Annotated in this window: 17 protein-coding genes; all 17 read right to left on the minus strand. The window is 43.4% G+C overall.

The window, feature by feature from the left end; translation table 11 throughout:
• Window positions 1–3: 3 nt before the first annotated feature.
• The 17 genes from ACQY73_RS28735 to ACQY73_RS28815 all read right to left on the minus strand — a co-directional run bounded on the left by ACQY73_RS28735 (window position 4) and on the right by ACQY73_RS28815 (window position 12,827).
• Entirely contained in the window at window positions 4–273 is a 270-nt protein-coding gene (locus ACQY73_RS28735) for a hypothetical protein (RefSeq protein ID WP_428657624.1), read from the minus strand.
• Between the two features lie 118 nt (window positions 274–391).
• On the minus strand, window positions 392–817 hold the full coding sequence (locus ACQY73_RS28740; protein ID WP_428657625.1) for a hypothetical protein: 426 nt from the start codon (window positions 815–817) through the stop codon (window positions 392–394).
• 56 nt (window positions 818–873) lie between these two features.
• On the minus strand, window positions 874–1,596 hold the full coding sequence (locus ACQY73_RS28745; RefSeq protein WP_428657626.1) for a hypothetical protein: 723 nt from the start codon (window positions 1,594–1,596) through the stop codon (window positions 874–876).
• A gap of 11 nt (window positions 1,597–1,607) precedes the next feature.
• Entirely contained in the window at window positions 1,608–2,585 is a 978-nt protein-coding gene (locus ACQY73_RS28750) for a DUF6712 family protein (RefSeq protein ID WP_428657627.1), read from the minus strand.
• A complete protein-coding gene (locus ACQY73_RS28755; protein WP_428657628.1) occupies window positions 2,582–2,779 on the minus strand; it encodes a hypothetical protein in 198 nt (65 codons plus the stop codon). The genes ACQY73_RS28750 and ACQY73_RS28755 overlap by 4 nt, the downstream gene beginning before the upstream one ends.
• The gene (locus ACQY73_RS28760; RefSeq protein ID WP_428657629.1) at window positions 2,776–4,107 is read right to left on the minus strand and encodes a hypothetical protein; all 1,332 of its coding nucleotides are present in this window, start codon (window positions 4,105–4,107) and stop codon (window positions 2,776–2,778) included. Before ACQY73_RS28760 ends, ACQY73_RS28755 begins: the two co-directional genes overlap by 4 nt.
• Window positions 4,107–4,373: a hypothetical protein gene (locus ACQY73_RS28765; protein ID WP_428657630.1), complete on the minus strand. Its 267-nt coding sequence runs from the start codon at window positions 4,371–4,373 to the stop codon at window positions 4,107–4,109. The genes ACQY73_RS28760 and ACQY73_RS28765 overlap by 1 nt, the downstream gene beginning before the upstream one ends.
• 225 nt (window positions 4,374–4,598) lie before the next feature.
• Complete coding sequence (locus ACQY73_RS28770; RefSeq protein ID WP_428657631.1) at window positions 4,599–6,203, minus strand: hypothetical protein; 1,605 nt, start codon at window positions 6,201–6,203, stop codon at window positions 4,599–4,601.
• Entirely contained in the window at window positions 6,196–6,723 is a 528-nt protein-coding gene (locus ACQY73_RS28775) for a hypothetical protein (RefSeq protein ID WP_428657632.1), read from the minus strand. Before ACQY73_RS28775 ends, ACQY73_RS28770 begins: the two co-directional genes overlap by 8 nt.
• Before the next feature lie 77 nt (window positions 6,724–6,800).
• The gene (locus tag ACQY73_RS28780) at window positions 6,801–7,784 is read right to left on the minus strand and encodes a hypothetical protein (RefSeq protein ID WP_428657633.1); all 984 of its coding nucleotides are present in this window, start codon (window positions 7,782–7,784) and stop codon (window positions 6,801–6,803) included.
• A 120-nt stretch (window positions 7,785–7,904) separates the two neighbouring features.
• A complete protein-coding gene (locus ACQY73_RS28785) occupies window positions 7,905–8,636 on the minus strand; it encodes a LuxR C-terminal-related transcriptional regulator (RefSeq protein ID WP_428657634.1) in 732 nt (243 codons plus the stop codon).
• Between the two features lie 771 nt (window positions 8,637–9,407).
• Window positions 9,408–10,067, minus strand: coding sequence for a hypothetical protein (locus tag ACQY73_RS28790; RefSeq protein ID WP_428657635.1), 660 nt, complete (start codon window positions 10,065–10,067; stop codon window positions 9,408–9,410).
• The gene (locus ACQY73_RS28795; protein ID WP_428657636.1) at window positions 10,054–10,326 is read right to left on the minus strand and encodes a hypothetical protein; all 273 of its coding nucleotides are present in this window, start codon (window positions 10,324–10,326) and stop codon (window positions 10,054–10,056) included. Before ACQY73_RS28795 ends, ACQY73_RS28790 begins: the two co-directional genes overlap by 14 nt.
• A gap of 141 nt (window positions 10,327–10,467) precedes the next feature.
• Entirely contained in the window at window positions 10,468–11,268 is an 801-nt protein-coding gene (locus ACQY73_RS28800; protein ID WP_428657637.1) for an N-6 DNA methylase, read from the minus strand.
• A gap of 64 nt (window positions 11,269–11,332) precedes the next feature.
• Window positions 11,333–12,016: a hypothetical protein gene (locus ACQY73_RS28805; protein WP_428657638.1), complete on the minus strand. Its 684-nt coding sequence runs from the start codon at window positions 12,014–12,016 to the stop codon at window positions 11,333–11,335.
• A 191-nt stretch (window positions 12,017–12,207) separates the two neighbouring features.
• Window positions 12,208–12,633, minus strand: coding sequence for a type II toxin-antitoxin system HicB family antitoxin (locus ACQY73_RS28810; protein WP_428657639.1), 426 nt, complete (start codon window positions 12,631–12,633; stop codon window positions 12,208–12,210).
• Window positions 12,634–12,647: 14 nt separating this feature from the next.
• Window positions 12,648–12,827: a type II toxin-antitoxin system HicA family toxin gene (locus tag ACQY73_RS28815; RefSeq protein ID WP_428657640.1), complete on the minus strand. Its 180-nt coding sequence runs from the start codon at window positions 12,825–12,827 to the stop codon at window positions 12,648–12,650.
• Window positions 12,828–12,922 lie beyond the last annotated feature (95 nt).

The following is a 12,922-nucleotide window of genomic DNA, read 5'->3' on the forward strand; positions in this document are numbered from 1 at the left end:
CTATCACGGTTTGAAACTTTTAAGGCGTTCGAGGCGACGCTTTTCGTTCCAATCGACCGTGAACTTGGTCACGACGGCGGCGGCTCCGGCAGCCCAACCGGCTACATCGGTCAGGAATGGGGGCGGCACCAAGCCAAAAGCAGTGAGCCGGTCAATGAACATATTGGCACCGGCACTCAACGCCACGATGGTGGCGGCAAGAAAGAAGAGGACTTTGAAAAACTTGGGCATTGGGCTTTGCCAACGATCCAAGAGGGTTTTGAAAATTTCCATGGCTGTTATGGATGTAAGGTTTGAAATGCTTCCAGTAAAACGGATCCGAAAAACAGGATCATCAGGATGGACCCGATGATGAGCCACGCCCATTCTTCGAGAAAATCAAGTACTTTTTTCATCGGATAAGACGGATGGTATTACGGACAAAACTCTTTGATCGCTGAATGTTGACGTACACACCGTGTTGTTTGGCTCCGGCGGTGGTGTTGCCACCGGTCGAAAAAAAGTACGTGATGCGCGGGTCGAGCGGCCAATGCCTGACCAACTCAATGTGTGACCATTGCTTGTACGTCACGGCATCGCCTGGTAATACGGCCTCTCCGGGGCGAATGCGCTGGGCGCTCATCGCGTTCCAGGTCATGACGGCGGCGGCTCCGGATTTGACAGGTACCGAAATGTTGCACTGTTTGTATACCCACGTAACAAAAGCGGCGCACCAGGCTTTGTGCTGTGGCAGCATTTTTTCGGGAGTCTTAAAACCGCAGGCCTTCATGTACTCATTGATCTGCGGGTGCTCGTTTCGATTGTTCTTTTCCTTCACAAAGGATTGACTTTCGGCGGTTTTCAGGACGCAATCCCGTAATCGATTGAGGCTGTCTAAGCGTAGGCGGTCAGGTAGTAATTGGCAAACACCCACATGACCAAGGCAAAGACACCCAACAAGAAAAACAATACGGCCCAGGAAGGTGCTTCGCTGAGAAGGGTGGACAAATTTCGTTCGGAATTGATTCGATTGTGCCATAATTGAAAGAGATCGTTAAAAAATAACCATACAAAAAATACTCCTACCAAAAAGGTAAGGAAGGTCATATCGAAGGCCACGAGTGCGCGGAGCGGGGCGTTCTTCATCATGCTTTGTCCAACGGGGTTGTAGGGGTCGTTGATGGCATTCATGCCTACCCACGAGGTGAGCGCACAACAGCCGACGAACAAGGCGATCAGCACATAAATGGCGCGGGACGTGCTGATACTCATTGCCGGACGCGGCTCAGGCTTGGGAGAATCAACCACGGGATCATAAGCGCCAATGCTGTATTTTTCTTCGATCTCGTCGATGTCAGACTGATACTTGGCTTTCTTTTCAGAAAGGGCCAGTGCATCATTCAGCGATAACTTGGAGGATAACGCTGCTGCCGAATCTAGTTTTTTGATCTCAGTTTTGAGGTTTTTGAGCGTTTCCATGTCTTGGCCGCGCTCGACTTCCAAGCGGTTTTTACGGTCGGTTTCTTCGTTCTTCCGTTGGAGGGCGGCCTGTTGTTTTAACTGCTCTATCTTCTTTTCAAGGTCATCGGCAGTTTCGATGTTGGGGGTTGGATTCATGACTGTCATGGTTAAAAAGCGAAATAAGGATTCGAAGGATCGTTTGGAATGGACGTAGCCCGCGGTGCTTTCGGGGCAACGTATATGTTGGTGAAATATTCGGGAAACACCGTGGCGGAGGCGACGCTGTTGATGTAATTGAGCAGACGATTTTTGTATTCCTCAGCTTTGGCTTGGCAGTTGGTCAGCATTTCCTGCCGACGCGCAGCATCCAAAATCCCTTCGTTGACAATACCGTCGGTTTCACTGACCAACCGCCAGTCCTCATTGATGTTGAGGTACGGGATGCTTTCGGCAAAGGCCTGATGCGCCAGCGCGTAGCGGGCCAGTTTCCACGCCTGCGCTTCCTGAGCTGTTGGTGTGATGTTGTCATCGGCCATTCGATTGATCCAAACCGCAAACTGCGCATCACCGACCAAGGGAGCCAAAAAGAATTCCTGCGCGGTGGCAATGTAATTTCGGAGTGACAGATACAACCGACGTGAATCCTTGGCGGCCGGGAAGTACTTGGTGAGTTCGGTGGCCGAGGCCAGAAATAGGGAATGGTCAATGGTATACGCTTCTGACTCGCTCCATGTGGGGAAATCGGCTTTGTGTTTCTCCAAATACTGCAGGGCGCTCTCAAGCGCCAAGTCCGCTTTGGCAATGGCCTGCTTGATGGCCGTTACGGTCATCCACTTCGCGGGTGGACCCATGTTGGGCATTTGCGGCACCTGCTTACCGGCATTGGAGGTATGCATAAAAAGGCGCATCCCACCGAGCAGGTCGGCGTATTCAGCTACGGCGATGCGGAGCCATTCCAACAGTTTGGTCTGTTTGGCGTTAGGCGTGGTCAGTTCGGCCAACTCGTCGTAGAATTCCTCGCCAATGGCAGGGATGATGTAGACCTTTTCGGCCTGACGAATGAACGGCTCAAAAGCGGACCAATTCATTTCCTGCTGAATACCGCCCAAAGCAGCCTTTAGCTGTGCAATAGTGCTGATGATCATTGCCCGAAAACGGTATAAAATCCACCTGCCCAAAGGATGAAATGGGCGACGAAGTAGTACAGGAATGTACCGATCATATGGCCGACCTTTTCCGAGGTATCCTTTTGCCGGTCGTACCGGATCGTTATACAGGCAATTGTAATGCGTACGATCGTGAAGGCAAGTACAATTAAATGAGGAGCAAACTGCATCATGGTTCCGGGGTGGTTGGAGATGAATTATTATTTGGATTTTGTGACGAAGCTTCCGGAGTCACGTCATAGGTATAGCTGCTTATCCGGTAGATACACAAATAGTTTTCCGGCTCTATCCCATCAATCTTCTGCGCAATGCGCACAGGTTTCAAAATCGTCATCTTATCAAAGTGGGTCATGAAGTCCTGCATGTAGTTGGCCGACGTGGCCAGTTCTTTTCCGGAGGTACCCAATCCATTATTAAACGCTACACTGGCGAGGTCAGCGCGCACACCGTGGCCACTCGCTTGGATGAGGTTGATGCTTTCAAACATCTTCAGGAAAGCTTCATCGTTGATGGGATTTTTCAACGGTGTGATCTTGACACCTTCAATGGTTTTTCCATCGACTGACAGTTTAGAGAATGTGAACAGGATCTTGTTGGCTTTCTCCAGTCCCATCAGGGTGTCGGCAATTTGATCCAATACCTGCTTTTTCAACGCCTCTTCTTCCTCGTCATTCAAGCCTTCCTTTTTGAAATAATTGTCGGGAATGTCCACGTGGTGGGTGACAAAAAAGCCGTTGTCAAAAGCCGCTTCGTAGTAATCGGGAACGCGGTTGGTGATCTTGGTCACACGCTCAGTACCCCACCAAGGCTCGAAGCCGTATATCTTCTGACCGGGAATTGCGGGCCTGATGTGAATGATACTGACGGGGTATTTGGTTGGTTCCAATGGGTCGAAGGCAGGAATTTTGACAACATCCTCTTCTTTTACTCCTTTGATATAACCAAACTTGGAACTGAGCCAATATTCCAGGATCTTGGTTTCCTTCTCTTTTGGCTTTCGCGCACGTATTTCGAAGGTATCCACCACCTGCAGGGATTCGGTTTTGGCACCAATTCCTAACGTGAGTTTTACAAACAGGTCGCCACCGAAGGCTACTTGGTAGCTTGCCTCACCCAAATACGTGTCTAAGTCAAGGCGTTCGTGCCACTCGCGGTACTGCGGTGTTCGGGGAATGGGTGTATACTTCAGCTCGCCTTTGACCACTTCTTCTTTGTGTGGCCCGATACCTACGCCGCCGATGAAATTGCGGCGGGTATTGACAAATTGCCACTTGTTGGGCGATTCAGTCAGCAACTTATGCAGCTGCACCAACTTGTCATCGTCTTTGCCGCGCGATACGTAGCCGCCTTTCGAGCCGGAGCTTTTGCCGCTGCCGGGTTTTTCACCGTAGGCCGCATCCACCGTCTGCGAAGCATCCTTGCCAAATGTGACGGTAACGGCCGACTGTGGTTTGTAGGAAACCAAATAGACGTTACTCGCTATTTTTTTGATGGGGGCCATTAATTGAAATGATTGATGGATTGACCGTTGAACGTGAGCAAAAAATCAATGAAAACTTCAAACTGATATCCGTCACGCAGAGCCAATTTCAGCTTGCCGCTTCGATTCATTTTCTTTCGTTCGTTGAGCGCATTATCACCAAGTCGCCTCAACAGGCAATTCTTTTTCTCACCCCACTGCCCATCTTCTTTTCGGTAAGTGATATGAAAAACGGCATTCGGTCGGTTGACTTCAGAGAGTACTGCGCTCAAATTGATCTTGGTCATGTGCATTTTCTTTGACCGGCAATACTACTATTCCTATTTCGCTTCGGGCAGGACACGTTTTTTTTATCGCTTTTGCATGGGTTTTGCACTCGTTTTTTTCGGTGCTTCCTGATTTTGAAAGCGTTACGCAAAAAAAGCCCTTTTAAAAGGTGTGTTACACACTCTAAGGTGGCCCGCACTTTATCGGGAGCGGCAATTGCCGGTTACGCATTTAAGGAATATACCCTAGCCACCGTAAACGTAAATATGATTTTTGCGTGGAGCGTGGTTCGATAAATACATTTTACATTTAGCCCAGAGCCAATAATCCAAAGCGTCAGTACCGTCGGTTGCATACTCTCGGTTTTTAGTACTTAGCTCTGAACTCTTGTCCTTGCCGATGCGCCTTGCCTTCTTATAGGTCTTGTCCGTAGTGACGGGGGTCTGGGTGATGTTGATGATGAGTACCTTATTATTAAGCTTATTGATGAGTATATGAGGGGCACGTGGGTTGCTCTCTTCAAAGAGCATATTGATAAGGTGGTATTTGTCCTTATGAGTGGGGTAGCTGGTTAATTCCCTGCGGTATACTGTCCACCCACGTTTAATGAGTATCTCAGAGACCTGGTCAAAGAAGGGACGATTATCTATTTTAGTGGCGGCGGTGGTACTGTTACCACCGGGATCACCGTAGATAAAGACCTCTTTTTTGGTGTGGTTTTCGTAGGTATCACAGAACCAATTGGCCTGTTTTTCAATAAGGCTGTTTTTTTGATTGGTTACATTTTTCTTTTCTGAAGGTAAGACCTTTTCATAGTGTGAATTAATGACCTTCATTGTTTTGCCGGTATCCTGACCTACTACGCCCCATACGATATCGGTGTTAAAATCAAGGCTGTAATCAAGGGGTTTGTCATTTTCATAATCGTTAGATCGATATAACAGGATACCCGTTTTTTCATCGGGTATGTAGTCATGGGCCTTGGTGTAGCAATGCCTGTCAGGATTGAAGCCATAGTAAAATCCATTGGGTAGTTTGCCCATGCGTTCGTTGTCCACTTCAACCGCAAATTCAAGTGGATCAAGTTGGTCACGCAACTGTTGTTCATAATCATCAGGTAGTACATCCTGATTATCACGGAAGGTAGATTCCAGAAAAAGAAATTTTGGCGGAATAGCTTTCAATTCATCCTGAGTCAGCTTAGCCCGCTGCTCCATCATTTCATTGTAATGTTCCTCGGTTTCATAGATCCACATTCCCTCCTGCGTCCAACTTGCCGATGAAAAATCGAAAAAGCCTTTGTTCCAGGGATGGTCACGCCATTTGGCATATTTGTTACCGCGCCGTGCGGGCAACAGCACTTTACGTACAAAATCACTGCTGATAGTGGCCGACTCATCAATTAAAATCCCATCTATGCTAAGACCCCGGTGACTTTCTTTCCGGTCTTGACTGACAAAGTGAATTGTAAAACCGTTAATGAATGTAACACAATATTGATACCCTAGCCGCCCTACTTTTTTATACGGAGCAACCCAGTGATCGGGAGGACGAATACCAACGACATACACTCCAAGCGGGTTTTCCTTGGGATGGTATTCACTGTATTTCATGAACGCCAAAGCTTCACGAATGGCCGGCAGCACCACTAGATCAAGTTGCACATATGTTAAGCCTGCTAATACCCATTTGGCCCTGGCAAAATGCTCAAACAGGTACCCAACCACAAAACCCAAAACAGTAGACTTGCCGGAAGCACGTCCACCTATAAACGACTTGCGATTGGCTCTTGAACTGAGCACTTTTATCTGTTTTTCGTTGGCGTGTATCTGAACGGTTTTCTCACTCATCCAAGTCCATCTGCTGTTTTTTCAGCACGTTTATATTATTGATAAATACAAATTTGGAAGCCTTCATGAAGTCCTCAGGGTCAAAGCCCATTTCTTCCGAGTCGTGAAGTTTGGCGAGTTTATCGGCTTTATCACGAGCAATGACAGCCGTTTCGTATTGTTTATCTTTCATAGCCAAGTTAGCCATGAGATCATAGAAGGCCATCGACGCCGCCCGGCGACCGTCTTTATCAACCTGATCCAATTTACCATGAATGAACTTTGATTCTTCGAAGATGTACCGGGCCTGCCGTTCCTGAATGCCATAATCCCGCATCAGCTGGCTCCTCACCATTTCATCGGTCCGGCCCATGCAGTAGAGCGCCCAGGCTTTGCGGTATCGCTCCAGCATATCACACTGGGTTTCGGTGAGCTGCTCGTATTCAATTTCCTGAGCGTAGTAGCGCAGGTAGACGTCCAGCGTATCTTCGTCTATCCGCAAAACCCGCTTCAACTTGCCAATTCCTAACTTTTTAGCCATATCAAATAAAAATCACGCCTCAAGTTGAAGAGTGATTTTTAGATAGAATAGGACAAATATTTAAAGCTAAGAAGCTTCTAAACTTTATGAATATAATTATTCCTTATATAACTTAGTAATTCAAGTATATCTAAAAAGGAGACGTCAGTAATATTATCCACGATTAAATCATTCTTATCCAAAGTGTCTATAATATAATAAAATTGTTCAAAATCGTTTTTAGGCATATTGTTAAATAATAAGTTGTATTTATTTCTATAATTTAGCACATTTTTTATAAGATTACTGACGATAAAAAAGTCAATATTCGACACTATACGCCCGTTAGCATCAACAAAGTTTTTCATTATTTTATCAGCTCGTTTTTTAATAGCATAGATATCTCTGAAAAGGGCGTCATTATATGATGCAATACTATTGTTAATATTTTTATCTTGATATAAGACGTACTTCTCCATCTCTGTAATTTTATTAAGAATAATCGCGGTCTCATTTGATATCTCTATTTGATCGGGCTTTTTAGCAACTTTCATTTCTAAAAATGGTAAAATAGAGTTTACACTATTATCATTTTTTTCAAGAGTTTCTTTCAAGGCTTGAGCTATATTTGTTACTGCATCCTGTACTTTATCAATCCTCAAATTCGAATCATATTCAATACTTGAAAATCCCTGAACATCAAATATCCTTCTACTTTTTTCATCCTTTATCAGAGTAACGGGTTTGCCGAAAGATTGCCTTACCCCCAATTCGTAGAATACATTGGCATTGACAGCGCTCATATCGCAAATAGCCAACTCATATTCAGTTAACATTTTGAGCATTTTAGCCAAAATATACCCTGATTCCAAGCCATCATCAGTTCGTTCAGGTAGTACTCCTGCCAACTCACAGGCAGGTTTTATAATATGACGGTAAACCCGGTCAAAATGCCCGCTTTCGTATCCTTCAGGAGAGCTAAAGGGCATGATTACAAAACATCGTATAGGTTTGGGAGCTTCTGCAATCTCTTCCTTTGCAGGTTCATCAGCTTTTTTAGCTTCATTATTTTTAGCAGACATTGGGGTATAGGTTTATAATTATCAAACATACCAAATATCCCTATAAAACAATAGACTATTTAATATTTTGAAGTAATTCCCTCCTTTAATGAGGGGCTTGTCCTATATACTTCAAGATCCTTATATTATTCCACAATCAACCATAAATTTAATTAGATGAGTGGTATTCTTAACATTAAATTTTCTCAAAAGATCTTGTCTACGCTCTTCAACAGAGCTTTTGCTCATTGCAAGAGTATCACCAATCTCATTTGAAGTATAACCTTGAGATAATAATTTGAGAATTTCTTTATCACGAGGAGAGATTGTTTCCAAAGCTTTATTTTCTTTATATCTCCCCATTCTTTTTAGTTTTTTTGCTTCTACTAAAGTATCTAGCATGCCAACTAAGTATTCGCCATTTTCGTTGAAAAAAAAATCTGTACTAATATATTTTCTGCCTCTAAACACTTTTTTAAATGCAAATACTAGCTCATCAAGTGAAGCATCCTTATTTACATATCCCAAGACTCCTAATTGCATACATGCAGCTATTATACTATGTTCTTTATATTTAGTAAGAACTACTATCTTTGTATTACGAGATAGTAGTTTTAGAATTATGCTTAATGGCCCATGGAATAGATCAGAGATTATTTCTTCATTTTCTTTCAAATCAGAAGCTTCCGAGTTTGGAAACTCCTTAATTAACAAGTCTAAAAGTAGTATATCAGGTTCGTCATTTTGAAGAGCCAAAACAGCATTTGAAACATTATCACAGACACCTATTACTTCAAAGTCAGCTATATTACTTAACAATGATGGCAAAGCGCTTGCTAAAATAGGCACGCTCTCAATAATAAATATTCTCATTCCTTCTTCTAAATTTAGTAGGACTTGGATGAGTTTCCTAAGTCTTAAATCTGATATAACCTATGTAACCCTATCTTCCTTATTCTGAATATTTGGTATCATTCATGTACATATTTAGCAAATATATGGGAAAAATTGTTATTTATAACATGTTTTCCCATATAAATAATAGAAAAAAATATTATATTTGATAGAAAAAACGGGCTTTCTCCCGTTGTTTTTATCAGATATAAAGTAGAAATTTGTAAATGTTATTAAAAGAGTTAAAAAGAAGTGAAACTAAAGTGGTATCATAACTTTCTCTTTTGATTTACATAAACTTGTTTTTCTGAGTGAAATCAGAGAAAAAAAAACCTCGCTTAAAAAGCGAGGAATTTAAATAATACTTGGCATACTTAGGCAACAATTTTTAGTGATGTATTTGGAGCATTTCGGTAGCAATCCAAATAGCAATAACATCAATTATGACAGCTTCACAGAAGTGCCAAAACTTTCTTGTGAAGTTTTTGAACTTTGAAGGGGAACTCCCTCCCCCTTGCGGCTCATTTTTTGGACTTTCAGCATTCATCTTTAATTTAATTTTAGGTAACTAAATTTAAATAGATGCTGCCTTTTGTAACTATGCTTTTGCATAGTTACAATTTTTTTTGCATAAAAAAAACAAAATGTATATTTTTTGTGCAAAAAAATTGTGTTGTTATTAGATTGATGATAATATAGGCATATATATTCAATCATATCATTTTTAATGTGCCTTGGTTTTTCTACATTTTAAAACAGACTCGTCCCCGTAGGGTCGCCAATAGCCCGCTTGGCCGCCTCTCGAAATTCCTCTTCCCTAGCTACTTCCGCACGATTGGCTAGAATAGTACCTTCATTAAAGAAATGCGCCCAACCGCGTTTCAGCCGTTTGCCTCGGTCATTGTGTTTGTCAAGAGCAAAGTCAGGCACGGGGATTTTTTTGAAGGGATGTGTTAGCCAGGCAAAGAGCAATGCCCAATCAATGAGGCGGCTTTTCTTAGACCTGCACAGGAGCAGAACCGCGTGAGTCAAAAATAGGCGTTGGGGCTCGTTACTATCCTCCTTCTTTTTGGCCTGTTCCTTAAACATACAGTACAGCGCCCATATCTCAGAAGAGATATTCGGCTCTGCCAACCCCACATCTTCGCTACTCATTATACGTAATCGTTTCCAAACGTATTCACTAAAATTGCTGTCATAAAGCTCCACTGCCCAATAAAGCGCTTCATCCTCCATTCCTCGCCGGATACACTTCTGCAGGGCGGAACTGCATTCAAAAAAATCATATCCTTTCTTGGTCGTTATTTCGTATTTACCCATCTTTGCAACGCTTAGAATGTTAGTCTTTATTGATTGATGTTCAGAAAGCCCGGATTTGCCTCCGGGCTTTTCATTTTTAGAAGAGGTCAAGTTGGTCGTCTTTGGCAAAAAGTGGCAAGTCAGAGAAGCCCAATTGCATACTTCTTTGTACTCCGACTTTCACAACACCTTGCGCGACTGCTTCTTTTATTGCCTTTTTTTCTTCGGTCAAATTTTCCCTGATAGTCATTACTTTTGACTCCGGATAGTCTGCCTTGAGCTTTGCCCTGGCTACACCACGATTAATAGCTCTGACGTAATAGGTTTGCACCATATCACCGATTCCATAGATGATTGCGAAATTTTTCATTTTGCTTAGAATTTTTAGTTAATTGTTTGATTTTCAAGGAGTAGTTTGCCCTACTGCTTATGTAAATATCTCCCGACAGAACAGATATAAAAAGCGTTTTTCCGAAAATATTTATCGAAAAAACGCCTAATTTTCAGGCAGTTACAGGAAAGAAAGTTGCCCAAACTTACCCATCACCGGCTCAGGTTTTACGGCTGTCAACGCTTCTTTTTGAGCGGCCGCCACTTCAGCTTTCCGCTGTGCATATTTTTCCTTATCCTGCTGAAATCCCCGCCATTGGCGGCACTGTTCCTTTTCAATGCGTGCTATGTGAGGTAAGCCACGCGTTTGCCTTATCCATGGGTTAATGGCGTAGCCAAACCGCCAATCGTCGGGGTCTAAGCTGTTCATGCAGACCGCCTGCCCTTCGCAGTCATGTAACATCATGTTCAGGGCAGTCATTTTCGTGCAGATGGGGTCGATATCACCCGCAAAACAGTAGTTGCCGGGATAGTGTGCATGAAAGGATATCAGCATACGGCCAGAGCCTGAGCAAGGGTCAGAAATATGACGGCCCGCGCCTTCCTCACCGCCGGTAATCAGCGTCAACATGTCCACCAAAGCAGGAGGTGTAAAGAATTGGCCAAGGTGACTTGCTTTGCTCGAAGAAGCGATAAGTTCATAGAAAATTCCTAAGGTATCGTACCAGGCTTTATCCCCGAAAATCATTCGCTCCTGCGCCTTGATCCATTCGGCAAACAACTGTCGAAAACGTGAATAGCGATCTGCATATTTTTTCTCAAGATAGTCGGCCGTTTTTGGGTCGCCTGTATTCAGGAAGCAGGCAATGCTATAATCAACAAAATCCACAAACACATCTCCCCATCCGTGGCGGTAGGCTATATCTTCAAATACTTTATTGAACTCACGAAGCTCGTGAGGTACGTCGGTCGTTTTAGGCATAGTGGTAGCATACTGAGGGACATTGACGCCCCTCAGTTAATTTTTTGCGGTGAAACAATGGAGATTAGAAAGGAAGAATGTCTATACCCGGCTTCTCAAAATGGCACATTTTCATCAGGTGCTGCGCATAATAGTCTTTGATGCCAAAGGTTGTTACCTCCTTAAATCGCTCTTCAATGCGCTTTACGGTCAACTCAGCCGGATTTTTGTAAGTGCGGGGGCGCCATTTCATCACGAAGTCGATCAGGTCCTGAACCGTGATTTCAAATCCTGAGTTCTCACTCATTTCCTGCCCTTGGGTGTCGAGGTTCAATCCATCTTTTTTGAACCATACACGACTCACATCAGGGAGGTGGTTTTTGTCACCAAATTGCTCAAAATCAGTTTTCGGAAAAAATGCCAGGCTATTGGCGATAATGCTCTCTTTGCATATCCAACTTTGTGCTTCAGCCTGCATTTCGTTCCAGAGTTTGGCCAGCTCTAGCGGATTAACGCTGAATTCGATCAGGTAATCATTGACGTCATTTTCAGCGATGCCGAGCGGCAATTCTGTCAAAAGGTTGGATAGATGGGCTACGGTGTAGATGTCTAATTTTGCACAAACAACTTTATCCAGGTTGTTGATGTGCATTTTCTTGCCTACCTCCGTTGCCCAGGCATTGTATTCAATTTCAGTTTTGCCGGTAGCAGCGATGTAACGCTCAAGGTTACGTTTTGGAGGTACTGCGGGGATGATTTGGGGTTCCATTTTGCTTAGAATATTATCGTTAATTGGTTGATTTTCAGCGAGTAGTTTGCCCTACTGCTTATGTAAAAATCTCCCGACAGAACGGATATTAAAAGCGTTTTCCCAATTATTTTTGAAGTTTTTTGCATAAAAAAGCCCCCTGATTGCTCAGGAGGCCCATGCTGACGAACTAAAGAAAAGTGTCAATTAAACTAAAGTTCTATTGCCAACAATTCCTTTGCGAGTCTATGTAAACCCGCTTCAATTTTTTCGCGTTGTTGAGGGCGTGGTTTTTTTGCACCTGAAAAATAGTGCTGAATTTGTCTTTGATTGATACCCGTGATCCGTTCAAGCCCGGCATTTGTAAAAATGCCCTTATAATAGGCCAACAAACTCGCCGTATCAAATTTGTACTCAATTTCATATTCTCCCTTCAGTACAGTCGGGATAGTTGCAGGACTGTTGTTCTCAACAAAGAGACGTAGCCCTTCTAAGGCTTCAGCTTTTGCAGCTTCGGGGGTATCACCCATACCCCATGCACTTATGCCATCTTCGGCATAGGCTGAGTAAGTGCCATCACCGGCACGTTCGATAACAATTGTGATTTTCGACATATATGTGTGCGACAGGTTTTTCATAGGAAAAGATGAGGCTATTTCAGCCCCATCTTCTTTGTCAACGATTTCCGTAATCCTTCCCCCATTTCTTTCGAACCATGGTAAGGGACCGGCTCCGTTCTTCCGTCTTTTTCATAGATGTAATGGCTTCCTGATACTCTTAACAATTGCCATCCATTTTTTTGAACCAGACGGTGAAATTCACTGGATTTCATAGAACTATTTTGTTTAATTGACTTTGTAAAGGTAGTATTTTTACTACTATTATACAAATGACACAACTACTATTTTTTCAATTTGAGTAGAAAAA

The organism is Runella sp. (genome assembly GCF_965279615.1).
Classification (GTDB): Bacteria; Bacteroidota; Bacteroidia; order Cytophagales; family Spirosomataceae; genus Runella.